The 24461-nt window shown below is 63.0% G+C and carries 17 protein-coding genes; 2 read left to right on the top strand and 15 right to left on the bottom strand.

What is annotated here, in order from left to right; all coding sequences use genetic code 11:
• Positions 1-16 precede the first annotated feature (16 nt).
• From ACIPZ5_RS11670 to pilM, 12 genes are all read right to left on the bottom strand, one after another.
• Positions 17-526: a cytochrome b gene (locus ACIPZ5_RS11670; RefSeq protein ID WP_400808743.1), complete on the bottom strand. Its 510-nt coding sequence runs from the start codon at positions 524-526 to the stop codon at positions 17-19.
• A 51-nt stretch (positions 527-577) separates the two neighbouring features.
• Positions 578-2014 carry an N-acetylglucosamine-binding protein GbpA gene (gene gbpA / locus ACIPZ5_RS11665; protein WP_400808740.1) on the bottom strand — a complete coding sequence of 479 codons (1437 nt, stop codon included), beginning with the start codon at positions 2012-2014 and terminating at the stop codon, positions 578-580.
• A 201-nt stretch (positions 2015-2215) separates the two neighbouring features.
• The gene (gene hemE, locus ACIPZ5_RS11660; protein WP_343597615.1) at positions 2216-3280 is read right to left on the bottom strand and encodes a uroporphyrinogen decarboxylase; all 1065 of its coding nucleotides are present in this window, start codon (positions 3278-3280) and stop codon (positions 2216-2218) included.
• 196 nt (positions 3281-3476) lie between these two features.
• Positions 3477-4895, bottom strand: coding sequence for an FAD-dependent oxidoreductase (locus ACIPZ5_RS11655; protein WP_060484277.1), 1419 nt, complete (start codon positions 4893-4895; stop codon positions 3477-3479).
• 106 nt (positions 4896-5001) lie between these two features.
• Positions 5002-9447 carry a glutamate synthase large subunit gene (gene gltB, locus ACIPZ5_RS11650; protein ID WP_261942330.1) on the bottom strand — a complete coding sequence of 1482 codons (4446 nt, stop codon included), beginning with the start codon at positions 9445-9447 and terminating at the stop codon, positions 5002-5004.
• A 375-nt stretch (positions 9448-9822) separates the two neighbouring features.
• Positions 9823-11442 carry an AAA family ATPase gene (locus tag ACIPZ5_RS11645; protein ID WP_400808737.1) on the bottom strand — a complete coding sequence of 540 codons (1620 nt, stop codon included), beginning with the start codon at positions 11440-11442 and terminating at the stop codon, positions 9823-9825.
• A gap of 15 nt (positions 11443-11457) precedes the next feature.
• Positions 11458-12555 (bottom strand): 3-dehydroquinate synthase, encoded by a 1098-nt coding sequence (gene aroB / locus ACIPZ5_RS11640; protein ID WP_085677950.1) that lies wholly within the window; start codon positions 12553-12555, stop codon positions 11458-11460.
• A gap of 94 nt (positions 12556-12649) precedes the next feature.
• Positions 12650-13168, bottom strand: coding sequence for a shikimate kinase AroK (gene aroK / locus ACIPZ5_RS11635; RefSeq protein ID WP_043273297.1), 519 nt, complete (start codon positions 13166-13168; stop codon positions 12650-12652).
• A 4-nt stretch (positions 13169-13172) separates the two neighbouring features.
• Positions 13173-14387 (bottom strand): type IV pilus secretin PilQ, encoded by a 1215-nt coding sequence (locus ACIPZ5_RS11630; protein WP_400808733.1) that lies wholly within the window; start codon positions 14385-14387, stop codon positions 13173-13175.
• On the bottom strand, positions 14365-15381 hold the full coding sequence (locus tag ACIPZ5_RS11625) for a pilus assembly protein PilP (protein ID WP_343597605.1): 1017 nt from the start codon (positions 15379-15381) through the stop codon (positions 14365-14367). The genes ACIPZ5_RS11630 and ACIPZ5_RS11625 overlap by 23 nt, the downstream gene beginning before the upstream one ends.
• Positions 15378-15914, bottom strand: a complete 537-nt coding sequence (locus ACIPZ5_RS11620) for a PilN domain-containing protein (RefSeq protein ID WP_400808730.1) — start codon at positions 15912-15914, stop codon at positions 15378-15380. The genes ACIPZ5_RS11625 and ACIPZ5_RS11620 overlap by 4 nt, the downstream gene beginning before the upstream one ends.
• Entirely contained in the window at positions 15914-16774 is an 861-nt protein-coding gene (gene pilM / locus ACIPZ5_RS11615) for a pilus assembly protein PilM (RefSeq protein WP_343597776.1), read from the bottom strand. The genes ACIPZ5_RS11620 and pilM overlap by 1 nt, the downstream gene beginning before the upstream one ends.
• 176 nt (positions 16775-16950) lie before the next feature.
• On the opposite strand from pilM, the gene ACIPZ5_RS11610 reads away from it, so the two are divergent.
• A complete protein-coding gene (locus ACIPZ5_RS11610; RefSeq protein WP_343597601.1) occupies positions 16951-19404 on the top strand; it encodes a penicillin-binding protein 1A in 2454 nt (817 codons plus the stop codon).
• Positions 19405-19543: 139 nt separating this feature from the next.
• On the opposite strand, the gene ACIPZ5_RS11605 is transcribed toward ACIPZ5_RS11610, so the two are convergent.
• The 3 genes from ACIPZ5_RS11605 to rpmE form a co-directional block, all read right to left on the bottom strand.
• On the bottom strand, positions 19544-20812 hold the full coding sequence (locus ACIPZ5_RS11605; protein WP_085677944.1) for a malic enzyme-like NAD(P)-binding protein: 1269 nt from the start codon (positions 20810-20812) through the stop codon (positions 19544-19546).
• 185 nt (positions 20813-20997) lie between these two features.
• The gene (locus tag ACIPZ5_RS11600) at positions 20998-21813 is read right to left on the bottom strand and encodes a thermonuclease family protein (protein ID WP_400808725.1); all 816 of its coding nucleotides are present in this window, start codon (positions 21811-21813) and stop codon (positions 20998-21000) included.
• A gap of 2 nt (positions 21814-21815) precedes the next feature.
• Positions 21816-22031 carry a 50S ribosomal protein L31 gene (gene rpmE / locus ACIPZ5_RS11595; RefSeq protein ID WP_027920990.1) on the bottom strand — a complete coding sequence of 72 codons (216 nt, stop codon included), beginning with the start codon at positions 22029-22031 and terminating at the stop codon, positions 21816-21818.
• A 167-nt stretch (positions 22032-22198) separates the two neighbouring features.
• Here rpmE and ACIPZ5_RS11590 point away from each other — a divergent pair, with 167 nt between their 5' ends.
• A complete protein-coding gene (locus ACIPZ5_RS11590; protein WP_400808723.1) occupies positions 22199-24418 on the top strand; it encodes a primosomal protein N' in 2220 nt (739 codons plus the stop codon).
• Positions 24419-24461 lie beyond the last annotated feature (43 nt).

Below are 24461 nucleotides of genomic sequence, written 5' to 3'. Positions count from 1 at the left end.
CGATACCTTGGCCAACTCAAAACCACATTCTTCGCACAATGCGGCGCCCCCACCATTCATGCTTGATGACAGCCGCCATATGCAGCACTACCAAGGCCGCCAACAACGCGCAGCTCAATACATGCACGTCGAACCACAGTCCCAGCCAGAAAGGGTCGCAGAGCATGGACTGAAGGGTGAACACTCCCAGGTCGATGCCACGATCCATCATCAGGATGCCCGACAACAGCACCACGGCTGTCAGGCCATACAGGCTCAAGTGGGTAAAGTGCGCGACGAACGCTCGCCAGCCCTCGTCATTGACGTTCTTGGGCAATGGCAAGGCAACGCGAAAGTAACAGCGCAGGAGGAACACAGGGATAAACAAGGTACCCACTACCGAGTTGACCTGCGTCACCCGCTCGAAAGTGACGGGGCTCACGTTCAGCATCGAAACGGCGAACCCGCTGGCAAGGGCCCAGATGATGATGACGGCGGAGAGCCAGTGGAGCAGCAACTGTTGCCAGCAATATTTTTCGTTGTTCATGAAGATGTCTGCACATGAAAAGGGACGCCCGACAAAGGCGCCCCCCGTTCATCAGTGCTTGTCCCAGGCCATTTCCCAGTTCGAGCCAGTGCCGGGCTCGAATTGATTGGCGCTCACGCTCCACTGAGTGCAATACCCGGAGTACGGGAATGGCTTGCATTCGTAGATTTCGCCCGTCTTGGGCTGAAGCACCCGGTCACCGGCCTTGTAGCTGCCGACCGACTCAGGGAAGACGTACTGGTAATCACCGCCGTCTCGCGCCACCAGGTTCAGTTCATGCTCCTGCTGAAGGAGCACCTTGTCTTCCTTGTTCACCCCAACGAGCTTGAGCACGTGCTTGCCTTCGCTGCTGGTGGCGTCAAGGGCAAACGGCACGGTGGTCGACTTCACGTCCTGGCGCTGGAACCCAACCTGCTTGTTGTTCGCATCGAACAGCGTGGCGCGAACTTTCAGGTCACGGTTGGTCATCACCGAGAAATCGACAGTGGCCATTCCTTCCTTCAACGCGTACTCCGGCTTCAGGCCATGCAGGTGCATGGTGGCGTCCGGTGGGCTGCCTTCGAAGCTGAACTCGTAGTTGGAAACGCCACTTTCCTGCTTGGCGAAGATGATGTTCGAACCCTGGACCGGCTCGATGTTGCCTTCAGCGTCCTTCTGCCCGGCACTCACCAAAACCTGGGTGTCATTGATCTGCCTGGCGAGCTTGTGCGACCAGTTCGGCGCTGCACCCTCTTCTACGGTGTCGATGGTGACGCTGGCGCTGTACTGCTCGGACTCGGAGCCGCTGATGAAAGCCCTGGCCTTGACCTTGTCGCCCACTTTCAGATCGCGATGTGGGTTGATGGTGCCAACCTGGCGCCATTCGGGCGCAGGGCCACCATCGGCCTGGATATCAACGTCGACGGCTTTGTGGAAGGCCATTGGCGTGTCGTCGACCGTCCAGATACCAAGGATCACGTGATGACCGGAGCGGTCGCTTGGGATCGCACAATTGTGCTTGGGCTGCGACGCATCATCAGCCCTGACCCCGCGTCCCTCTACAGTACAGAATGGCGTGTTATCAAAGGATGAGCGCGCGAGTGCAGCGTTCGGATTCCAGTCCCTTTGGGTGATGAAATACTCCCATTTGGTAGTTCTGTGGGCCTCTGTGTAAGCCCATTTGAACTCGATCTCGTGTTTGTCGAGCGGGATCAGGTGCCATCGGTTAGCGCTTTGCTCATCAAGTACAGGAAAAATGTGGCCGCCGATTATTTTTCCATCAGCAGGGCCACTGGCTGGGAACCCTTTCGGAAACTCACCGGCACTCGGTGGCCAGTCCACACCATTCTGACAGTCGGTGTTTTGACCGATCTTGCACAACTGGTCCCGCGATGGCGGATCCTGGATGTAGCCGTGGGCACTGGCTAACTGCGGCATCAACGCCGCGCCAGCGATCGCAGCGTAGATGCCGCCCGCCAAGAGTCCTTTTCGTAGAACTGCTTGTTTCATACAAAAACCTCCAGACACATCTCATGGCTCTTTGCCTGCCCAGACCGAATTGACGGAGATGCAGTGGCAAAAGGAAGACCGGAGACTAAAGAAGTGCCTGGAGGTGGGCTGTAGGGAAGGTCCTACTCAATACTGGGTTTTCATGGCAACAATTGTCAGGCCCGAAGCCCATTGCGGGCCCGGACCTTCATCACGGCTCACTCAAGCGTGGTATTGAGCCGACAATTCATGAACGGCGTTGATGAACACGCCAGCGTGCTCCGGGTCGACCTCCGGGGTAATGCCATGGCCCAGGTTGAACACATGACCAGTGCCCTGGCCATAGCTGGCAAGGATGCGCGCGACTTCCTGGCGGATGGCTTCGGGCTTGGCGTACAACACGGTCGGGTCCATGTTGCCTTGCAGTGCCACCTTGTCACCGACGCGGCGGCGGGCATCGCCGATCTCGCAGGTCCAGTCCAGGCCCAGCGCATCGGCGCCGGCTTCGGCGATGCTTTCCAGCCACAGGCCGCCATTCTTGGTGAACAGGATCACCGGTACCTTGCGCCCTTCGTGTTCGCGGATCAGGCCGCTGACGATCTTGCGCATGTAGGCCAGAGAGAACTCCTGGTAGGCCGCCGCCGACAGGTTGCCGCCCCAGGTGTCGAAGATCTGCACGGCCTGGGCGCCGGCAAGGATCTGGCCGTTGAGGTAGCTGGTGACCGACTGGGCCAGCTTGTCCAGCAGCAGGTGCAAGGCTTGCGGGTTGTCGTAGGCCATGGCCTTGGTCTTGCGGAAGTCCTTCGACGAGCCGCCTTCGACCATGTAGGTGGCCAGCGTCCAGGGGCTGCCGGAGAAGCCGATCAACGGGACGCGGCCATTGAGCTCGCGGCGGATGGTGCTGACCGCGTCCATCACGTAGCCGAGGTCCTTCTGCGGGTCAGGGATCGGCAGCGCTTCGATATCGGCCGGGGTGCTGATGACCTTCTTGAAACGCGGGCCTTCGCCGGTTTCGAAGTACAGGCCCAGGCCCATGGCGTCAGGGATAGTGAGGATGTCCGAGAACAGGATCGCCGCGTCCAGCGGGTAGCGGTCCAGCGGCTGCAGGGTAACCTCGCAGGCGAACTGGGGGTTCATGCACAGGCTCATGAAATCACCGGCCTTGGCGCGGCTGGCGCGGTACTCCGGCAGGTAACGGCCGGCCTGGCGCATCATCCAGACAGGGGTAACGTCTACGGGTTGCTTGAGCAGTGCACGCAGGAAACGATCGTTCTTCAGGGCAGTCATGTCGGCATCCGGAAAAATAGTGCGGGCATTTTCTCAGACGCCAGCGCAAAAGGCACGGTCAAGACCATGCGTTTTGTCTATTGGGTGCCACAGATCAAACGATTTTGTATACAAAAAAGCTTCGCGGGCAAGCCCCGCTCCCACAGGATATGCACATCATCCTGTGGGAGCGGGGCTTGCCCGCGAATGCGATGGATCAGACTTCGAGGTAGTCCAGGATGCCTTCGGCTGCGTTACGGCCTTCGAAGATCGCCGTCACCACCAGGTCCGAACCGCGCACCATGTCGCCACCGGCGAACACTTTCGGGTTGCTGGTCTGGTGCTTGAACTTGGCTTTCTCTGGTGCCACCACGCGGCCCTGGCTGTCCAGCTGGATGCCATGCTGCTCGAACCACGGTGCCGGGCTCGGGCGGAAGCCGAAGGCGATCACCACGGCGTCGGCCGGCAGGATCTCTTCGGAGCCCGGGATCGGCTCGGGGCTGCGACGGCCACGGGCATCCGGCTCGCCGAGACGGGTCTCGACCACCTTCACGCCTTCGACCTTGTCCTCGCCGACGATTGCGATGGGCTGGCGGTTATAGAGGAACTTCACGCCCTCTTCCTTGGCGTTCTTCACCTCTTTGCGCGAACCCGGCATGTTGGCTTCGTCACGGCGATAGGCGCAGGTCACCGACTTGGCGCCCTGGCGGATCGAGGTGCGGTTGCAGTCCATCGCAGTGTCGCCACCGCCCAGCACCACGACCTTCTTGCCCTGCATGTCGACGAAGTCTTCCGGCGACTTCTCGAAGCCGAGGTTGCGATTGACGTTGGCGATCAGGAAATCCAGCGCGTCGTGCACACCTGGCAGGTCCTCACCCGGGAAACCGCCCTTCATGTAGGTGTAGGTGCCCATGCCCATGAACACCGCGTCGTACTCGGCGAGCAGTTGTTCCATGGTGATGTCCTTGCCCACCTCGGTGTTCAGACGGAACTCGATGCCCATGCCGGTGAAGACTTCGCGACGGTTGCTCAGCACGGTCTTTTCCAGCTTGAACTCGGGGATGCCAAAGGTCAGCAGGCCGCCGATTTCCGGGTTCTTGTCGAACACCACCGGGGTTACGCCACCACGCACCAGCACGTCAGCACAGCCCAGGCCAGCCGGGCCAGCGCCGATGATGGCGACGCGCTTGCCGGTTGGCTTGACCTTGGACATGTCCGGGCGCCAGCCCATGGCGAAGGCGGTGTCGGTGATGTACTTCTCGACCGAGCCGATGGTCACCGCGCCGAAACCGTCGTTCAGGGTGCATGCACCCTCGCACAGACGGTCCTGCGGGCACACGCGGCCGCACACTTCCGGCAGGGTGTTGGTCTGGTGCGACAGTTCGGCCGCCGCCAGGATGTTGCCTTCGGAGACCAGCTTCAGCCAGTTGGGGATGAAGTTGTGTACCGGGCACTTCCATTCGCAGTACGGGTTACCGCAGCCCAGGCAGCGGTGCGCCTGTTCCACGGACTGCTGCGGCTTGAACGGCTCGTAGATTTCCACGAACTCCTTCTTGCGCTGGCGCAGCAGCTTTTTCTTCGGGTCCTTGCGGCCCACTTCGATGAACTGGAAGTCGTTGTTCAGACGTTCAGCCATTTTTCAAAACCTCTTTACCGCAGTTGCCAGCCTCGGGCTGCAAGCTGCAAGACGATCACTTGAGCACGACGGGCCCCGCGCACGGGGCCGTCACTTGCAGCTGTTCTTACTGCGGGTTGGCACGGGTGCTGGACAGCAGTTGCTTGAGGTTGGCCGCCTTCGGCTTGACCAGCCAGAAGCGCCGCACGTAGTCGTCCAGGTTCTCGAAGAGCTCACGCCCCCACTCGCTGCCGGTCTCTTCCACGTATTCGCCAAGGACCCGCGCCAGATGGCTGCGGTAGGCTTCCATCGCCTCACCACTGATGCGCTGGATTTCCACCAGCTCGTGGTTGAGTTTGTCGACGAAGCTGTTGTCCATGTCGAGCACGTAGGCGAAGCCGCCAGTCATGCCAGAACCGAAGTTGTAACCGGTCTTGCCCAGAACGCAGACAAAGCCGCCGGTCATGTATTCACAGCAGTGATCGCCAGTACCCTCGACAACAGCGTGGGCGCCGGAGTTACGCACAGCGAAGCGTTCGCCCGCAGTACCAGCGGCGAACAGCTTGCCACCGGTGGCGCCGTACAGGCAGGTGTTGCCGACGATGGCACTGTGCTGGGTTGCAAACGGGCTGCCGGCTGGCGGCACGATGGTGACCTTGCCACCGGTCATGCCTTTGCCGACGTAGTCGTTGGCGTCGCCTTCCAGATGCAGGTTCAGGCCACCGGCGTTCCATACGCCGAAGCTCTGCCCGGCAGTACCCTTGAAGCGGAAGGTGACCGGCTTGTCAGCCATGCCCTGGTTGCCGTACAGCTTGGCGATTTCGCCAGAGATACGGGCACCGATGGAACGGTCGCAGTTGCAGATGTCGAGGCTGAACTCGCCACCGGCCTGGTCGCGGATCGCCGGCAGGGCCATCTCGACCATCTTCTCGGCCAGCTCGCCCTTGTCGAACGGCGGGTTCTTGTCGACTTCGCAGAACTGCGGCTTGTCGGCCGGGATGTGCGAGCTGCCCAGCAGCGGCGTCAGGTCCAGGTACTGCTGGCGCTCGGTGTCGCCTGGCAGCACGTCGAGCAGGTCGGTACGGCCGATCAGCTCGCCGAGGCTGCGCACGCCCAGCTTGGCCAGCCATTCACGGGTCTCGCTGGCGACGAAGGTGAAGAAGTTGATCACCATGTCGACGGTGCCGATGTAGTGGTCCTTGCGCAGCTTGTCGTTCTGGGTAGCCACGCCGGTGGCGCAGTTGTTCAGGTGGCAGATGCGCAGGTACTTGCAGCCCAGGGCGATCATCGGCGCGGTGCCGAAGCCGAAGCTCTCGGCGCCGAGGATGGCCGCCTTGATCACGTCCAGGCCGGTCTTCAGGCCGCCGTCGGTCTGTACCCGCACCTTGCCGCGCAGGTCGTTGCCGCGCAGGGTCTGGTGGGTTTCGGCCAGGCCCAGTTCCCACGGGGCGCCGGCGTACTTGATCGAGGTCAGCGGTGAAGCGCCGGTGCCACCGTCGTAGCCAGAGATGGTGATCAGGTCAGCATAGGCCTTGGCCACACCTGCGGCGATGGTGCCAACACCCGCCTCAGCCACCAGCTTGACCGACACCAGGGCCTGCGGGTTGACCTGCTTGAGGTCGTAGATCAGCTGGGCCAGGTCTTCGATCGAGTAGATGTCGTGGTGCGGCGGTGGCGAAATCAGGGTCACGCCCGGTACCGCATAGCGCAGCTTGGCGATCAGGCCGTTGACCTTGCCGCCTGGCAGCTGGCCGCCCTCGCCAGGCTTGGCGCCTTGGGCAACCTTGATCTGCAGCACTTCGGCGTTGACCAGGTATTCCGGGGTCACGCCAAAGCGGCCGGTAGCCACCTGCTTGATCTTCGAGCTCTTGATGGTGCCGTAGCGCGACGGGTCTTCACCGCCCTCACCGGAGTTGGAGCGTGCGCCCAGGCGGTTCATCGCCTCGGCCAGGGCTTCGTGTGCTTCCGGCGACAGTGCGCCCAGCGAGATACCGGCGGAGTCGAAGCGCTTGAGGATGGCCTCCAGCGGCTCGATCTGATCCAGCGGCAGGGGCTCGTCGGCCACCTTCACTTTCAGCAGGTCGCGAATCATCGACACCGGGCGCTGGTCAACCAGCGTGGTGTATTCCTTGAACTTGGCGTAGTCGCCCTGCTGTACGGCGGCCTGCAGGGTGTTGACCACATCCGGGTTGTAGGCGTGGTATTCGCCACCGTGGACGAACTTCAGCAGGCCACCTTGCTGGATCGGCTTGCGCGCGCTCCAGGCTTCGGCTGCCAGCAGCTTCTGGTCGCCTTCGAGGTCGACGAAACGCGCACCCTTGATGCGGCTGGACACGCCCTTGAAGCTCAGGCCGACCACTTCCTCGGACAGGCCCACGGCTTCGAACAGCTGGGCGCCACGGTACGAGGCGATGGTGGAGATACCCATCTTCGACAGGATCTTCAGCAGGCCCTTGGAAATACCTTTGCGGTAGTACTTGAAGACTTCGTCCAGATCGCCCAGCACTTCACCGGTACGGATCAGGTCGGCCAGCACTTCGTAGGCCAGGTACGGATACACGGCAGAGGCCCCGAAGCCCAGAAGCACGGCGAAGTGGTGCGGGTCACGGGCAGTAGCAGTCTCGACCAGGATGTTGCTGTCGCAACGCAGGCCCTGCTCGGTCAGGCGGTGGTGCACGGCACCCACGGCCAGCGAAGCGTGCACAGGCAGTTTGCCCGGAGCGATGTAGCGATCGCTCAGCACCAGCTGGGTCTTGCCGCCGCGCACGGCTTCTTCAGCCTGGTCGGCGATGTTGCGGATGGCCGCTTCCAGGCCGACACTCTCGTCATAGTTGAGGTCGATCAGCTGGCGGTCGAAACCTTCACGCTCCAGGTTCATCAGCGAACGCCACTTGGCGGGCGAGATGACCGGCGAGCTGAGGATCACCCGCGAAGCGTGCTCCGGGGATTCCTGGAAGATGTTGCGCTCGGCGCCCAGGCAGATTTCCAGGGACATGACGATCGCTTCGCGCAGTGGGTCGATCGGTGGGTTGGTCACCTGGGCGAACTGCTGGCGGAAGAAGTCGTACGGCGAACGCACGCGCTGCGAAAGCACGGCCATCGGCGTGTCGTCACCCATCGAGCCGACCGCTTCCTGGCCCTGCTCGCCGAGTGGGCGCAGCACCTGGTCACGCTCTTCGAAGGTGACCTGGAACATCTTCATGTACTGCTTGAGCTGGTCAGCGTCGTAGCTGGCCACGCCCTGGTCGTCGGTCAAGGTCGCCTGGATGCGCAGGGCGTGCTGACGCAGCCAGCGCTTGTACGGGTGGCGCGACTTCAGACGGTTGTCGATGGCATCTGTATCGAGGATCTGGCCGGTCTCGGTGTCCACGGCGAGGATCTGGCCCGGGCCGACACGGCCCTTGGCCAGGACTTCCTCAGGCTGGTAGCCCCACACGCCGATTTCCGAGGCAATGGTGATGTAGCCATTGGTGGTCGTCACCCAGCGCGCCGGGCGCAGGCCGTTACGGTCGAGCAGGCACACCGCGTGGCGACCTTCGGTCATGACGATACCGGCCGGGCCATCCCACGGTTCCATGTGCATGGAGTTGTATTCGTAGAAGGCGCGCAGGTCGGCATCCATGGTCTCGACGTTCTGCCAGGCTGGCGGTACCAGCATGCGCACACCGCGGAACAGGTCGATGCCGCCGGTGACCATCAGCTCCAGCATGTTGTCCATGCTCGAGGAGTCGGAACCGACGCGGTTGACCAGCGGGCCGAGCTCTTCGAGGTCGGGGATCAGGTCGTTGGCAAACTTGGTGCGACGGGCCATGGCCCAGTTGCGGTTGCCGGTGATGGTGTTGATCTCGCCGTTGTGGGCGAGGAAGCGGAATGGCTGCGCCAGCGGCCATTTCGGCAGGGTGTTGGTGGAGAAGCGCTGGTGGAACACGCAGATCGCGGTTTGCAGGCGCTCGTCACCGAGGTCTGGATAGAACGCCGCGAGATCGCGCGGCATCATCAGGCCTTTGTAGATGATGGTCTTGTGCGAGAAGCTGCAGATGTAGTGGTCGGCGTCGTGGGCGTTGGCCACGGACGAACGGCGACGGGCACTGAACAGCTTGATGGCGAATTCCTGATCGCTCAGGCCTTCACCGCCGATGAACACCTGCTCGATCTGCGGCAGGCGCTCAAGGGCCAGGCGACCGAGCACGCTGGTGTCGATCGGGACCTTGCGCCAGCCGACCAGCTTCAGGCCGGCGGCGACGATTTCGCGGTCCATGTTGGCACGGGCAGCTTCGGCTTTGACCGGGTCCTGGTTGAAGAACACCATGCCGACGGCGTACTGCTTGGGCAGCTCGACGGCGAAGTGTTCCTGGGCCACGGCACGCAGGAATTGATCAGGCTTCTGCATGAGCAGACCGCAACCGTCACCGGTCTTGCCGTCGGCGTTGATGCCGCCGCGGTGGGTCATGCAGGTCAGTGCCTGCATGGCGGTTTGCAGAAGGTGGTGGCTCGGTTCGCCCGTCATATGGGCGATCAGGCCAAAACCACAGTTGTCCTTGAATTCTTCGGGATGGTACAGACCTGTTTTCATAGACACTTTCTCACCAGGTTCACCTCTCAACCGGAGGTAAATCTCTTTTATGTACAACCACTTACCATCCACGCCGATCAAACGCCAGCTTTTTTGCGGTGGCCATGGAAAACCATTGTTGCACAGCGACAGTCATACCCACAAATTTTCATGTCTCACCATTGAAAATTTATGTCGCAATTTTGAATGTTTTTGCGCCATCCGCCGTGATATCGGCTTGGCTCGAGTCTGAAGCGTTTCAGCCATGACTGCAACAGAGGCTTGTGGCCGGCAGTCTGGGACAGAAAAGCCTGCCGCGTTCAGGCGCAGCAGGCTATTCGAATGTCGTTAATCGCTCAGCAACTGGGCGGCGGGGGTGATGCCGCCCGGCAGGTATCAGCGGGCCGAAGCCAGCTCTTGTTGGACGCTGGCAACGGTACGTGGCCAAGGTTTACCAGCCTGGACCTTCGCTGGCAAGTTCTTGATTGCCGCAACCGCTGCGTCGCGGTTGGCAAAGTTGCCGTAGGTGACCACGTAGAGTGGCTTGCCCTGCAGGTTTTTCTTGAAGTAGCGATAGTCGCCACCCTGCGCCTTGACGAAGGCCTGGGCCGACGCCTCGGAACTGGTGCCGAGAATCTGCACCACATAGTTGCCTGGCTTCTGGCCAGAGTACCAGCTACTGCTGCCGGTGCCGCCGGCTGCCGGTTTTTCCAACGGTTTGGCGGCTGGCTTGGCGGTAGCGACCTGAGTCGGTGCCGGTGCCGGCTTGGCAGGCGCAACCGGTTTGGCAGGCTGGGTAGCGACAGGCTTCGGTGCTGGCGCAACCGGCTGCACTGGCGCGGTAGCCTGGGCCATGCTCGGCGCCGGGCCGGCAGGCACGCCCTGCGGCGGCGCGATGGTGGTCACGGTAGGCGGGTTGCCAGGCTGCAAGGCGGTATTGCCGGCCGGGCCACCCTCTTCGCCGTCACTCATGCCGGCAGCTTGCGCCAGAGGCTCGCGCATGACCGGCTGGGACTGGCCCACCAGCGGCAGTGGCATCGGCTGCGACTGGCCGGAGAACTCGATGGCCGGGTTGCCATTGTTCGATTGGGCGCCGCCTGGCTGGCCCTCGCCCAACGGCAACTGAGCCTGGGCCACAGGCGCCTCGGCAGGGGCCTTGTCGCCTTTCTTTGGCATCAGCACCGCAGCACCTACGGCTACCACGACGACAGCGGACAGCGCGAGCACGTGTTTCTTAGGCATTTTGAACCCCATGGATGGTCGCTTGACCGTGGTACGGCTGGCGATCATGGCTTCGATCAAAGTATCGCGGGCGACCTGGTTGATGTTGCCAGGCCATCCGTCGGAGTTTTCATGAATATCGACTAGCTGTTCACGGCTGAACACCTCGATGCCCCGACCAGCGCCTTCCAGGCGTTGCTCCAGGTACTCGCGGGTTTCTTCCTCGCTGTACGGGGCGAGCTCTATGACGTGGAAGCGCTCTTCCTCGACCTGGATCTCGTCCAACCCGGCAATCAGCGACGGCTCGCCGAACAGGAACACGTGCGGGCGCCCTTCCGGTAGCCCAGCCGCCAGTTCCAGCAACGCTTGGAGTGCCGACTCGTCGAGTTGTTCCGCATCGTCTACCAGCAAATAGACTTCCTGCCCGGTCAGTGCCAGCTGCACCACCTTGTTCAGGATCGCCTGTACCTCAGGCTGGGCCACTTCCAGCGTTTGCGCCACCTGGCCAAGCACACTGGCGGCGTCGCTGGCGCCGCGGGCAGACACCACCACGCTCAGCACCGACTGCTTGTTGGTGCTGGCCACCAGGGCCTGGCGCAACAGGGTCTTGCCGCTGCCCACAGGGCCAGTGACCACCAGCATCAGCTGGCTGTAGCGGGCCAGGTGATGCAACTGGCCCAGTACCGGCTTGCGCTGGGCGGGGAAGAACTTGAAGCCGGGCACACGCGGCGCGAACGGATCGTGGCTCAACTGGTAATGTTCGAGGAACGCCTCATCGGCATGCAAACTGGTCATTACGCTGTCACAACCTCAAAGCTGGGCCACGATCGCGCGGTAATCCGCCGACAGCGTGGCCTGAAGAATCTCTTTCGGATAGTCGTCGGTGATCACGGCCTCGCCCAGCTGGCGCAGCAGCACCAACCGCAGGCGGCCATCGAGCACCTTCTTGTCGACCGCCATATGCTCCATGAAATGCGCCGGGGTCATTTCCTGTGGTGGCACCACCGGCAAACCTGCGTCCTGCAGCAGGCGGATTGCGCGATCACGCTCGGCCTGGTCGATCCAGCCCAGGCGCATGGACATTTCCAGGGCCATTACCGTGCCCGCGGCCACGGCTTCGCCGTGCAGCCATACACCGTAGCCCATGTGGGTTTCGATGGCGTGGCCAAAGGTATGGCCCAGGTTCAGCGTGGCACGCACGCCGGACTCACGTTCGTCGGCGCCGACCACGGCAGCCTTGGCAGCGCAGGAGCGGCTGATCGCTTCGGTCAGCGCAGCGGGCTCCAGGGCACGAAGGGCCTGCATATTGTCTTCGAGCCAGGCCAGGAACGGCTTGTCGCAGATCAGGCCGTACTTGATCACTTCAGCCAGGCCTGCCGACAGCTCGCGCGCGGGCAGGGTCTTGAGGCTGGTGGTGTCGATCAGCACCGCGTTGGGCTGGTAGAAGGCACCGACCATGTTCTTGCCCAACGGGTGGTTGATGCCGGTCTTGCCGCCGACCGAGGAGTCGACCTGGGACAACAGGGTGGTCGGCACCTGGATGAAGTCGACACCACGCTGGTAGCAAGCGGCCGCAAAGCCGGCCATGTCGCCGATCACGCCGCCACCGAGGGCCACCACGGTGGTACGGCGGTCATGCCGCGCCGTCAGCAGGCCGTCGAAGATCAGTTGCAGGGTTTCCCAGTTTTTGTGGGCTTCGCCGTCCGGCAGGATCACCGGCAGCACCGAGTAGGCACCGAGGGTCTTGCTCAGGCGTTCGAGATACAGAGGCGCGACGGTTTCGTTGGAAACGATGGCGACCTGCCGCCCGCGGATATGCGGCGCCAGCAGTTCGGCCTGGTCCAGCAGGCCTTCGCCAATGTAGATCGGGTAGCTACGCTCGCCGAGGTCGACCTTTAGTGTCTGCATGTATCCCCACAATGTACTTGGGCGCGGCGCCGGCTGTGCGACCCGCGCGGTAACGTTGAACCTCGCCTCGGCGCTGGCCGAGAATAGTCCCGGCTTAGCGGGGCGGCAACTGCTGCAGGCGCTCGAGAATATCGAGCACCACCATGCGCGGCGGCCGTTCGTCGGTTTCTACCACCAGGTCGGCGATCTCGCGATAGAGCGGGTCGCGCGCCTCCAGCAAGGCGCGCAGGGTCGCCTCCGGGTTGGCGGTGCGCAACAACGGGCGGTTGCGATCGCGCGCAGTGCGCCCGACCTGCTGCTCCACCGAGGCGTGCAGGTAGATGACCCGGCCACCCGCGTGCAGCGCCTGGCGGTTTTCCGCGCGCATTACCGCGCCGCCGCCGGTCGCCACGACCACGCCATCGAGCGCGCAAAGCTCGGCGATCATCGCCTGCTCACGGTCACGAAAGCCCGGTTCGCCTTCTTTATCGAAGATCCACGGGATGTTGGCGCCGGTTCGCAGTTCGATTTCCTTGTCGGAATCCTTGAACAGCAGGCGCAGCTCTTTGGCCAACAGGCGCCCGATGGTGCTTTTACCAGCGCCCATGGGCCCTACAAGTATCAAATTTCGCACAGAATCAACGACTCACAGCAATCGCCTGGTCACTCATGATACGCGGAGTCAGGAAGACCAGCAGCTCGGATTTTTTCTCTTGTAATGCATCGCGTCGAAACAGCCGCCCAACATACGGCAGATCGCCGAAAAATGGCACCTTGTCGACCACATTGTTTTGCGTGGTCGAGTAGACGCCTCCGATGACAATGGTTTCACCGTCCGCCACACGAACCTTGGCATTGACCTCGTTCTTGCGAATCGGCGGCACGTCGTTCAGGGCATTGACGAAGTCAGGCTCGTCCTTGGTCACCTTGACCGTCATGATGACCTTGCCGTCCGGGGTGATCTGTGGCGTGACCTCCAGCGACAGCGAGGCCTCGCGAAAGGCCACGGAGGTAGCGCCACTCTTGCTGGTTTCCTGGTATGGCACCTCGGTGCCCTTCAGGATCCTTGCGGTTTCCTTGTCGGCCGTGACCACCTTGGGCTGGGAGATGATTTCCCCGTTGCCGCTCTTTTCCATCGCACTGAGCTCCAGATCCAGCAGCACTCCGCCACGTAAAAGCCCTATACCGATGCTGGCACCACCGCGCTCCATGCCCAGGTCGACGAACAGGTCCTTGCCCAATTGCGGCGCTTCTCCATACAGCTGTCGCCCCCAGCGCACGCCCAGGCCTTTTTCATAGTCGACATTGGCCTCCACGATGCGCGCCTCAATCTCCACCTGCTGTACTGGCACATCGAGCTGAGCGACCAACTGCCGCAACTCGGCCAGGCGATCTGCGGGCTGGTGGGCTACCAACGTGTTGGTGCGCGCGTCGACACTCAGGCTGCCACGACCGGTCAGAGTGCCGTCATCCGCCAGCGTTGCCAGCAGCAGCTCTGCAAGGTCCGAGGCCTTGGCGTGATGGATTGGCAGCAGCTCACGCTGCAACGGTTGCAGTTGCGCATCCAGTTCCTGCCCAATACGGGTACTGCGGGATTGCTCAGCCAATTCGCCAGCAGGCGCCACCAGCAGCACATTGCCCTCCTCGCGCCGCGCCAGCCCCTTGCTGCGAAGGACCAATTCCAACGCCTGATCCCACGGGACTTCGTGCAGCCGCAAGGTGACATTGCCCTGCACCGTGTCACTGGCCACCAGGTTTATCCCAGCGTAGTCCGCCAGAACCTGAAGCACCGAACGCACGTCGACATCCTGAAAATTCAGCGATATGGGCTCACCCCGATAGGGCGTCGCCATGCACCATTGGCTGGGTATCAGGGTTACCGCTATCCACATCAACAGCCATCTCATCACCTTCCCTGGCCTCCCTGTTCACGCTCTTCCTGAGCGTCAGCATTACCGTGCGCTCATGCCACACGCCCCCTATGAACAGCCGCTCGCGTACTTCCAGCTGCCTTTCGCCGACCTGCACCACTGCCCCACCTTCACGCCCCAGTCGGTCACCAGGGCGCACGCGATACAAGCGCCCTGCCGAGACCAGCAACGCTTCTCGCTGCTGCCCCCGTTGCAGGCTGCCGACCATCTGCAACTGTGCCAGCGGGACGCTGGCAAGCCCTCCCTGGGCAGCACGCGTAGCCCAGGCGGTAAACGGATCGAGGCCCACAGGCAGCACCCCTGCGCGCGCAGGTGAATCGGCCAGGGATAGCGGTTCGGGCACTGCGCCGTCGGCTTGATAGGCATGGACCCGCATGCCAAGGCGCAACAACCCCGGCTTGCCATCGGCAGGCTCCAGCCACAACGCCTCGGCACGTAGCAGGCGCACCTGACCAAGCCAGTCGTCCAGCCACATTCGCAGCCCCGAGTAACGCCCGACTACCTGCACGTCCAATGGTGTCTGCCAGTAGCCAGGCTGCTCAACTTCATCACGCACATCGAGTTGCTCGAAGTGCAAGCCATGCGCATGCCCCGAGGCTGCCAACTGGTCCAGCAAATCGCTCATGCCAGCCCCTGCAGCAAGGCGCCAGCGAGCGTCCTGCAAAAGCCGCTGCGCATCATCGAGCGCTTCGCGTACCTGGGACAGCGCCAGTGCCTGCGCAGCCTTGGTGTCATGATCTTGAAGCAAGCGGCTCTGCCTGGTCTGCTCTGCCTCCTGCAACTGCAACCATTGCGGCAGGAGCAACAGACAGCCAAGCCCAAACACTATGATGCCTGCGGCGCATGGCAGCGCGAGGCGGGCAAGCCGCGAGCGCTCGACAAGGGCCAGCCACGCCCCTTGCTGCAACAGACTCACGACCAGAACGCCGACAGACGAGCCAGCAACAGAAACTCATCGCCACCCGGCTGGCTCCTGAGGCTTTTGAGTTCCAGATCACGCATCACACCAGAGCGCCCCAGCTCGCGCATGAGCTGTGCTACCACGGCGCCGGAGGCGGCCACACCGACCATGCGCAATCGTGAGCCTTCCAGCTCGAGCTTGCGCAGCTGAATGCCTTCCGGCAGCGCCCGCTCCAGATCGGCAAGCACGGCAGTCACCAGCCCTTGCTCGGCGCGCAAACCAGCCAATACGGCGGCCCGCGCACGCACCACGTCATAGGATTGCCTGATGCGATCATGTTCGGCCACCTGCGCCTCAAGCACATCGATTGCGGCCTGCTGACTATTGTTGACAATGGCCTGCTGCCGAGCGCGTTGGCGGGCCAGCTGATCCATCAACATCACGGCACATAGCGCCACGACTGCCGCCCCCACCACCATCAAGCGCAAACGCCGGAGCGTAGCCAGGCGCTGCTGTTCGCGCCAAGGCATCAGATTCAGACGCAGCATCAGTGCACACTCCCCATCGCCAGGGCAAACGCCAAGGCCATGCAGCCGTCACTGCAATCCACACCTGCTACAGGCGGCAGTGGCCGGCATGGCAAGCCGAGATCCTCACTCATTTGGACGAGCGAACCTTGCCCGATCGCCGGGCCGCCGACGACAAGCATTTCTTCCGGCCCCTTCCCTTCACCGAATAGATCGCCGGCGAGACCCGGCACCGCCCCCGGAAGCAACTCCCGCCGCAATGGCAGCATACCGCCAAGCCAGCCATGCAGCGTCGCACCGCTCGGCTCGACGCGCAGCAGCGCTGCTGCATCCTTGGCATGGCCTGGCATCAGCCGGCGCAAGGCAATGCTGTCTACCTCGACGACCTCCAGCTCCAGCCCCGCAGCCTCGAACGCCTCAGCCAAGGGCTGCAGTGCGCTCTGGCGACTGGCCGCCACCAACACATCCAGGCTACCAGGCTGCAGGTGCGAGGCACCCAGCACCTGAAAGTCCAGCACCATGTCTTCAAGGGGGAAGGGAAACAGCCGATCCGCCTCCGCCAGCAGTTGTGCCTCCATCTGGCTCGGGGCCTGACTGACTGGTAGCTGGCACAGCTTGCAGATCACTTGCGAGGCTGGCAGTGCCACTGCTGCTCGGCGCTGGCGACTGCCTGACTGCCGAAAAGCACTGCGCAAGGCAGCCACGACTCGCTCAGGGTCCTGCCAGCCGTTACCAGGCGAAATCGGCTCGAATGGCTGAAGTACCCAGACCAGCTGCTCATAGCGCCCCCTGCGGCGGCGCACCTGTGCAATACGTATGGAGTCGGAGGCGATTTCCACCCCCAGCAGTGAACTGGCATCCTTGCCAAAACGTGCAAACATCACGACTTCCTTGTTACAACCATGAACCGCCCCATTGCCGGGCCTGAACGGCCAGACGGTGCAGCGGGCCGCCTGGCCGGTCACCCGGCGAGGCGAAAAATGCTTATAATGCCCAGCGTTTTTTCGTCCGCCGGCCCCGTGCGCAATTCACCTCTCAATCTGGACACCGAAAAGCCTTGATACGCCTGCTGAAGTTCTTCTGGTGGTCTTTCGTCGCAGTCATCTGCGCGCTCGTACTCGGTGTGAGCGGTGCGTTTCTGTATCTTAGCCCCAACCTGCCATCGGTCGATTCGCTCAGAAGCATCCAGTTGCAGATCCCCCTGCGGGTGTACAGCAGCGACGGCAAGCTGATTGCCGAGTTCGGCGAAATGCGCCGCTCGCCGATCCGCTTCTCGGAAATTCCCCCACAGTTCATTCAGGCGCTTCTGTCAGCCGAGGACGACAATTTCCTCAATCACTACGGGGTCGACCCAAGCAGCCTGATGCGTGCTGCGACCCAACTGGTGAAGACCGGCCACATCCAGACCGGCGGCAGCACCATCACCATGCAGGTGGCGAAGAACTTCTTCCTCACCAGCGAACGCAGCTTCTCGCGCAAGACCAATGAAATCCTGCTGGCCCTGCAGATCGAGCGCGAACTGACCAAGGACGAGATCCTCGAGCTGTACGTCAACAAGATCTACCTGGGCAACCGTGCCTACGGTATCGATGCTGCCGCGCAGGTCTACTACGGCAAGTCGATCCGTGACGTCAGCCTGGCCCAGATGGCAATGATCGCCGGCCTGCCCAAGGCACCGTCGCGCTTCAACCCGCTGGCCAATCCGGTCCGCGCCAAAGAGCGCCGCGACTGGATCCTCGGCCGCATGTACAAGCTCGGCAAGATCGACGAGGCAAGCTATCAGGCCGCCCTGGCCGAGCCGCTCAATGCCAGCTACCACGTGCCGACTCCTGAAGTGAACGCGCCTTACGTCGCCGAAATGGCCCGCGCCGAGATGGTCGGCCGCTACGGCAGTGACGCCTACACTGAAGGTTTCCGCGTCACCACCACCGTGCCTAGCGACATGCAGGAAATGGCCAACAAAGCCATCCTCACCGGCCTGTCCGAATATGACGAGCGCCACGGCTACCGCGGCCCTGAAGCACGCTTCCCAGGCAAGACCCTGGCCGCCTGGCAGCAGGAGCTGAACAAGCAACGCACCCTCGGCGCACTGGAGCCGGCCATCGTCACCCAGGTCGAAAAACATGGCCTCAAGGTATTGACCCGTGACGGCAAGGAAGAAGACGTCGCCTGGGACACCATGAAGTGGGCGCGCCCGTTCATCAACACCAACTCCCAGGGGCGCGCGCCACAAGCGCCGGCCGATGTCGCTCAGGTCGGCGACCTCGTGCGCCTGCAGCGCCTGGACGACGGCAAGCTCAAGTTCAGCCAGGTGCCTGGCGCGCAGAGTGCGCTGGTCACCCTCGACCCATACAACGGCGCCATCCGCGCCCTGGTGGGGGGCTTCTCGTTCGAGCAGAGCAACTACAACCGCGCCATGCAGGCCAAGCGCCAGCCGGGCTCCAGCTTCAAGCCGTTCATCTATAGCGCGGCCCTGGACAGCGGCTACACCGCCTCCAGCCTGGTCAACGATGCACCGATCGTGTTCGTCGACCAATACCTGGACAAGGAATGGCGGCCGAAGAACGACACCAATACCTTCCTGGGCCCGATCCGCCTGCGCGAAGCGCTGTACAAGTCGCGCAACCTGGTATCGATCCGCCTGCTGCAGGCCATGGGTGTGGACCGCACCATCGATTACATCGCCAAGTTCGGCTTCAACAAGCAGGACCTGCCACGCAACCTGTCGCTGGCCTTGGGTACCGCGACCCTGACCCCGATGGAAATCGCCACCGGCTGGAGCACCTTTGCCAACGGCGGCTACAAGGTCAACCCATACCTGATCGACCGCATCGAAAGCCGCAATGGCGAGACGCTGTTCACCGCCAATCCGGCCCGCGTTCCGCAAGGCGCCGAGGACCATGCCGGGCTGGCCGCGCCGGAACAGCCGATCAGCACCGCCGCCCTGCCAGGCGAGGCGCCCTCGGCCCTCGGCCAGATCGCCCCGCCACCGCAGACCCCGGCCATTGCCGAACAGATCGTCGACGGCCGCACTACCTACATCCTGACCAGCATGCTGCAGGACGTGATCAAGCGCGGCACCGGCCGCCGTGCGCTGGCCTTGGGCCGCGATGACCTGGCGGGCAAGACCGGTACCACCAACGAGTCCAAGGACGCCTGGTTCTCCGGCTACAACGCCGACTACGTGACCACCGTTTGGGTCGGCTTCGACCAGCCGGAAAGCCTCGGCCGCCGTGAATACGGCGGCACTGCGGCACTGCCGATCTGGATGAACTTCATGGGTGCGGCCCTGAAGGGCAAGCCAAGTCATGCACCGGCACAGCCGGAGGGCATCCTCAGCCTGCGGGTTGACCCGGTGAGCGGCCGCGCGGCCTCACCGAGCACACCGGATGCCTACTTCGAGCTGTTCAAGGCCGAGGATTCGCCGCCTTCGGTGGATGAGCTGGGTAACGGCGCAGCGCCTGGCAGCCCGCTGCCGGCCGATGAAGCGGCGCCAATGGATCTGTTCTGACCGCTGCTTTTGGGTGATGCACACATCGAGCGCCGCGCGCGCGGCGCTCGTTCTTGAAACCACCAATGCCCTCCAGCCGAACACAAAAAAAGCCCCGACTCTCACGAGCCGGGGCTTTTTTGTGTCGCTACAGCTGCAATCAGCCGTTGAACACTTCATCCACGCTGTTCAGCGGGTAGTGCTTCGGATACGGCAGGGTAGCCACGCCGGATTCGATGGCAGCCTTGGCCACCGCGTCGGAAACGACGGTGATCAGACGAGCGTCCAGCGGCTTCGGAATGATGTACTCGCGACCGAACTCCAGGCCTTCAACGCCGTAGGCTTCGCAGACTTCCTTCGGTACCGGCAGCTTGGCCAGGTCTTTCAGGGCGATGGCGGCGGCGATCTTCATTTCTTCGTTGATGCGCTTGGCGCGAACGTCCAGGGCACCGCGGAAGATGAACGGGAAGCCCAGCACGTTGTTGACCTGGTTCGGGTAGTCGGAACGACCGGTAGCCATGATCACGTCGCTGCGAGTGGCGTGAGCCAGCTCTGGGGAGATTTCCGGATCCGGGTTCGAGCAGGCGAACACGATCGGGTTGGCCGCCATCGACTTCAGGCCTTCCGGGCTCAGCAGGTTCGGGCCGGACAGGCCAACGAACACGTCTGCACCATCCAGGGCGTCAGCCAAGGTGCGTTTGTCGGTCGCGTGGGCGAACTGAGCCTTGTACTGGTTCAGGTCGTCGCGGCCAGCGTGGATCACGCCGCTGCGGTCGATCATGAAGATGTTCTCGACCTTGGCACCCATGCTGACCAGCAGCTTCATGCAGGAGATCGCGGCAGCGCCAGCACCCAGGCAGACGATCTTGGCGTCTTCCAGTTTCTTGCCGGCGATTTCCAGGGCGTTGATCATGCCGGCCGCGGTAACGATCGCGGTACCGTGCTGGTCATCGTGGAACACCGGAATGTCGCACTGCTCGATCAGGGTGCGCTCGATTTCGAAGCACTCTGGGGCCTTGATGTCTTCGAGGTTGATGCCACCGAAGGTGATCGAGATGCGCTTGACGGTGTCGATGAACGCCTGCGGGCTTTCCGAGTCGACTTCGATGTCGAACACGTCGATACCGGCAAAACGCTTGAACAGAACGCCCTTGCCTTCCATCACTGGCTTGGAAGCCAGTGGGCCGAGGTCACCCAGACCGAGGATGGCGGTGCCATCGGAAATGACCGCGACCAGGTTGCCCTTGCCGGTGTATTTGTAGGCCAGCTCTGGATCACGGCCGATTTCGCGCACGGGCTCTGCAACACCTGGGCTGTAGGCCAGGGCGAGATCGCGGGCGGTGGCGGTGGGCTTGGAGAGCTCGACGCTCAGTTTCCCCGGACGAGGTTGAGCGTGGTATTCGAGAGCGGCGGTTTTCAGGTCTGACATGGTGGGCATTCCGCTATTTACTGTTCTGACGGACCGCCGAGGATACGCAAAGAGCCGGGGAGCCACAAGACTGGTCAGTCACTTGTGTCAAGGCCTTTGGCCTACGACTTTAAGCTATCACGCACGGGGGCATTCGACTAACAGTGTGTACAATCTGACATCGAACTGTCTACATCTTTTCAGCCTCAAGTGCGCTCCAACATGGCCGGATCGGTCAACGGCAACACCCAGCGTCGCTGCCCTGGCTTGAGCCCGCCCTTGCGGGAACGATCCAACACCCAGCCGCGCGCCTCGACCTGACCTCCCTTGAGGTTAACGAAGAAGCTGTCAGGGAAGGTGCGTTGCAGACGAGCGGGAATCTGCAGCACCACGGTGTCGTCCAGCTCCAGCCAGATACCGCCACGATTGCGCTGGATGCCACGGATGGTGCCAGCGACCACGGCAAAGCCTGATTGCTTCACGTTTGCCGCCTTGAGCACTGGCGAGGTGCGCCACAGGCCCGCCTGCGCTGCGCGCGCCACCCGCTCGGCCGCTTGCTGGCAGCCCGCCAGGCGCACATTGGGGGCGATTGCTACGTGATAGCCAAGCCCTTCACTGAGCAGCTGCGCCTCAAGATTGTCGCCATTGCGATCATAGATGTGCGCCAGGGTGCGGCCGTACTTGTCCTTGCGCTCGACACCCGGCACCAACCCGACGCGCCCATCACTGGCCTTGACCAATGCCTGCAGGCGCCGCCTGGCAGCCTCGGCGTAAGGTTCACTGGTGCGTCCCTTGCGCCCGATTTCAGGGGCATTGATGCCGATCATGCGCACACTGCGACCGTCGGTCAGGCGCAGCGTGTCGCCATCCACCACCTGGCGCACCGCCACCGGCTGCGGTTGCTCTGGCAACGGGCACAACGCCAAGGCGGGGAGCTGCCAGATCGCGCCCACAAAAAAGGCGCCCACAAGGGGCGCCTTTTTCAGCAACAACGCGAAGCCCGAAGGATTCGCCATGCGCATGATTACTTCTTGGTACCGAACATACCGAAGCGATCGGCGAACTTCTGTACGCGACCACCGGTGTCCAGGACTTTCTGCTTACCGGTGTAGAACGGGTGGCACAGGTTGCAAACGTCGATCGCCAGGGTGTTGCCCAGGGTCGAACGAGTTTCGAACTTGTTACCGCAGCTGCAGGTGACTGCAACTACTTCGTAGTTCGGGTGGATACCTTCTTTCATGGTCACTTCCTCGAGCTGCGTGCCGCCACCCAACACCTATTGTTGAATACCGCACGTAATTAGGCGGCGAATAATACCAGAGCATCGCGCCAACGCAAGTTGTCGCTTGCACCGACCGTCGTCTGCTAGGCTCGCCAGTCTTTGAAACGCCCTCCGAGATCTGCCGCGTGCCCGACGTCATCCTGCGCCTTGCCCTGCCCTCCCCGTTGCGCCGCCTGTTCGATTACAAGGCGCCAGCGAACATGGCGCGCCAGGTACTGACCCCTGGCATGCGCATCCGCGTACCTTTCGGGCGCCGCGAGATGATCGGCGTGCTGGTGGAGGTATGCGAGCAGAGCGAAGTGCCTGCCGACAAGCTCAAGCCCGCCAGTGCCTTGCTCGACCCGGTTTCACCGATCCCGCCAGCACTGTTCAAGCTGTGCCTGTGGACCGCCCAATATTACCAGCACAGCCTCGGCGACACCCTGAGCTGGGCGCTCCCCACGCTGCTGCGCCAGGGCGAACCTGCCGAAATGCGCCAGGAACGCTTCTGGCACGTGGCCCCTGGCGCACGCCTGGAGGACCCACGCATCGCCCGCGCCCCGCGCCAGCGCGACGCGCTCAAGACCCTGGCCCAGCACCCGCATGGCGTGGCGCACAGCCTGCTGAGCAAGCTCAACCTGAACAAGGACAGCCTCGACCTGCTACTGGCCAAAGAGCTGGTACAGCTGGAAGTACGCCGCCACCTGCCGGCGCATCGCCATGAGCACTGGCTGGCGCAGCCGGAACTGCCCCTCAACGATGAACAACGCGAGGCCTTCGACGCCGTGCGCGAGGGCTTTGGCGGCTTCGGCGCCTTCCTGTTGGCCGGTGTCACCGGCAGCGGCAAGACCGAGGTATACCTGCAACTGATCCGCGAAACCCTAGAAGCCGGCAAGCAGGCGCTGGTGCTGATCCCCGAGATCAACCTCGGCCCGCAGACCCTGGCGCGCTTCGAGCAGCGCTTCAACGCTCGCATCGCCCTGCTGCATTCGGCCGTGAATGACCGCGAGCGCCTCGATGCCTGGCTGGCCGCCCGCGACGGCGAGGCCGACATCATAATCGGCACGCGCTCGGCGCTGTTCACCCCGATGAAGAACCCCGGCCTGATCATCATCGACGAAGAGCACGATGGCTCGTACAAACAACAGGAAGGCCTGCGCTACCACGCCCGCGACCTGGCACTGGTGCGCGCCCACCAGGAGAACATCCCGATCCTGCTCGGCTCCGCCACACCGTCGCTGGAAACCCTGCACAACGCGCTCACCGGCCGCTATCGCCTGCTGCGCATGAACCAGCGCGCCGGTGGCGCCCGCCCACCGCGCATGCTGCGCCTGGATGTGAAAAGCCTGCCGCTGGACAGCGGCATCAGCGGCCCGTTGCAACAGGCCATCCGTCAGACCCTGGAGGCCGGCCAGCAGGTCCTGGTGTTCCTCAACCGCCGCGGCTTCGCCCCGACCTTGCTGTGCCACGACTGTGGCTGGCTGTCCGAATGCCCACGCTGCGATGCCCGCATGACCGTGCACCAGCGCTCTGGCGTGCTGCGCTGCCACCACTGCGGCTACGACGAGCGCCTGCCGCACCAGTGTCCGCAGTGCAATCACGTCGACCTGCGGCCCGTTGGCGCCGGCACCGAACGCGCCGAAGAACGCCTGAAAGTACTCTTCCCGGATTACCCGATCCTGCGCGTGGACCGCGACAGCACGGCGCGCAAGGACGCCATGCACACCTTGTTCAGCACCATCCAGCGCGGCCAGCCGAGCATCCTCGTCGGCACCCAGATGCTGGCCAAGGGGCACCATTTCCCGCGGGTGACCTTGGTTGCCATCCTCGATGCCGATGGCGGGCTGTTCTCCGGCGACTTCCGCGCCAGCGAGCGCATGGCCCAGCTGATCGTCCAGGTCGCTGGCCGCGCCGGGCGCGCCGAAGAGCCCGGCAAGGTGATCATCCAGACCCACCTGGCGGACCACCCGCTGCTGGTGCAACTGACCGAACAGGGTTATTTCGCCTTCGCCGAGCAAGCCCTGGACGAACGCCGCAACGCCGGGCTGCCACCGTTCTCCCACCTGGCCCTGCTGCGCGCCGAAGCGCACAAGCCCGGCCAAGCTGAAGGCTTCCTCGACGAAGCCTGCGCCGCCGCCGAGCGGCTGGTCGCCGAACAGCGCCTGCCCGGCATCGAACTGCTGGGGCCGGTACCTGCGCCGATGGAGCGCCGCGCCGGGCGTTTCCGGGCGCAATTATTGATTCAGGCCAACACCCGAGCCCCCTTGCATCGACTGATCAGCGCCTGGTTGCTAGTGTTGGAGCAACTGCCGAGCGGGCGCCAGGTACGCTGGTCACTGGATGTCGACCCGGTTGACCTTTATTAAGCTTCTGCCCCAAAGGTTGGCAACCCGCCCCCGGCAACGGATA

The sequence above is a fragment of the Pseudomonas sp. NPDC089428 genome, assembly GCF_044749325.1.
Taxonomy (GTDB): domain Bacteria; phylum Pseudomonadota; class Gammaproteobacteria; order Pseudomonadales; family Pseudomonadaceae; genus Aquipseudomonas.
Note: the sequence above shows the minus strand (reverse complement) of the source record. Positions and strands in the feature narration are given on the sequence as shown.

Coding starts and splice junctions, on each gene's coding strand:
- ACIPZ5_RS11670 (WP_400808743.1), bottom strand. CDS start 526: ATGAACAACGAAAAATATTGCTGGCAACAGTTGCTGCTCCACTGGCTC.
- gbpA (WP_400808740.1), bottom strand. CDS start 2,014: ATGAAACAAGCAGTTCTACGAAAAGGACTCTTGGCGGGCGGCATCTAC.
- hemE (WP_343597615.1), bottom strand. CDS start 3,280: ATGACTGCCCTGAAGAACGATCGTTTCCTGCGTGCACTGCTCAAGCAA.
- ACIPZ5_RS11655 (WP_060484277.1), bottom strand. CDS start 4,895: ATGGCTGAACGTCTGAACAACGACTTCCAGTTCATCGAAGTGGGCCGC.
- gltB (WP_261942330.1), bottom strand. CDS start 9,447: ATGAAAACAGGTCTGTACCATCCCGAAGAATTCAAGGACAACTGTGGT.
- ACIPZ5_RS11645 (WP_400808737.1), bottom strand. CDS start 11,442: ATGACCAGTTTGCATGCCGATGAGGCGTTCCTCGAACATTACCAGTTG.
- aroB (WP_085677950.1), bottom strand. CDS start 12,555: ATGCAGACACTAAAGGTCGACCTCGGCGAGCGTAGCTACCCGATCTAC.
- ACIPZ5_RS11630 (WP_400808733.1), bottom strand. CDS start 14,387: ATGGCGACGCCCTATCGGGGTGAGCCCATATCGCTGAATTTTCAGGAT.
- ACIPZ5_RS11620 (WP_400808730.1), bottom strand. CDS start 15,914: ATGCTGCGTCTGAATCTGATGCCTTGGCGCGAACAGCAGCGCCTGGCT.
- pilM (WP_343597776.1), bottom strand. CDS start 16,774: ATGTTTGCACGTTTTGGCAAGGATGCCAGTTCACTGCTGGGGGTGGAA.
- ACIPZ5_RS11605 (WP_085677944.1), bottom strand. CDS start 20,812: ATGTCAGACCTGAAAACCGCCGCTCTCGAATACCACGCTCAACCTCGT.
- ACIPZ5_RS11600 (WP_400808725.1), bottom strand. CDS start 21,813: ATGCGCATGGCGAATCCTTCGGGCTTCGCGTTGTTGCTGAAAAAGGCG.
- rpmE (WP_027920990.1), bottom strand. CDS start 22,031: ATGAAAGAAGGTATCCACCCGAACTACGAAGTAGTTGCAGTCACCTGC.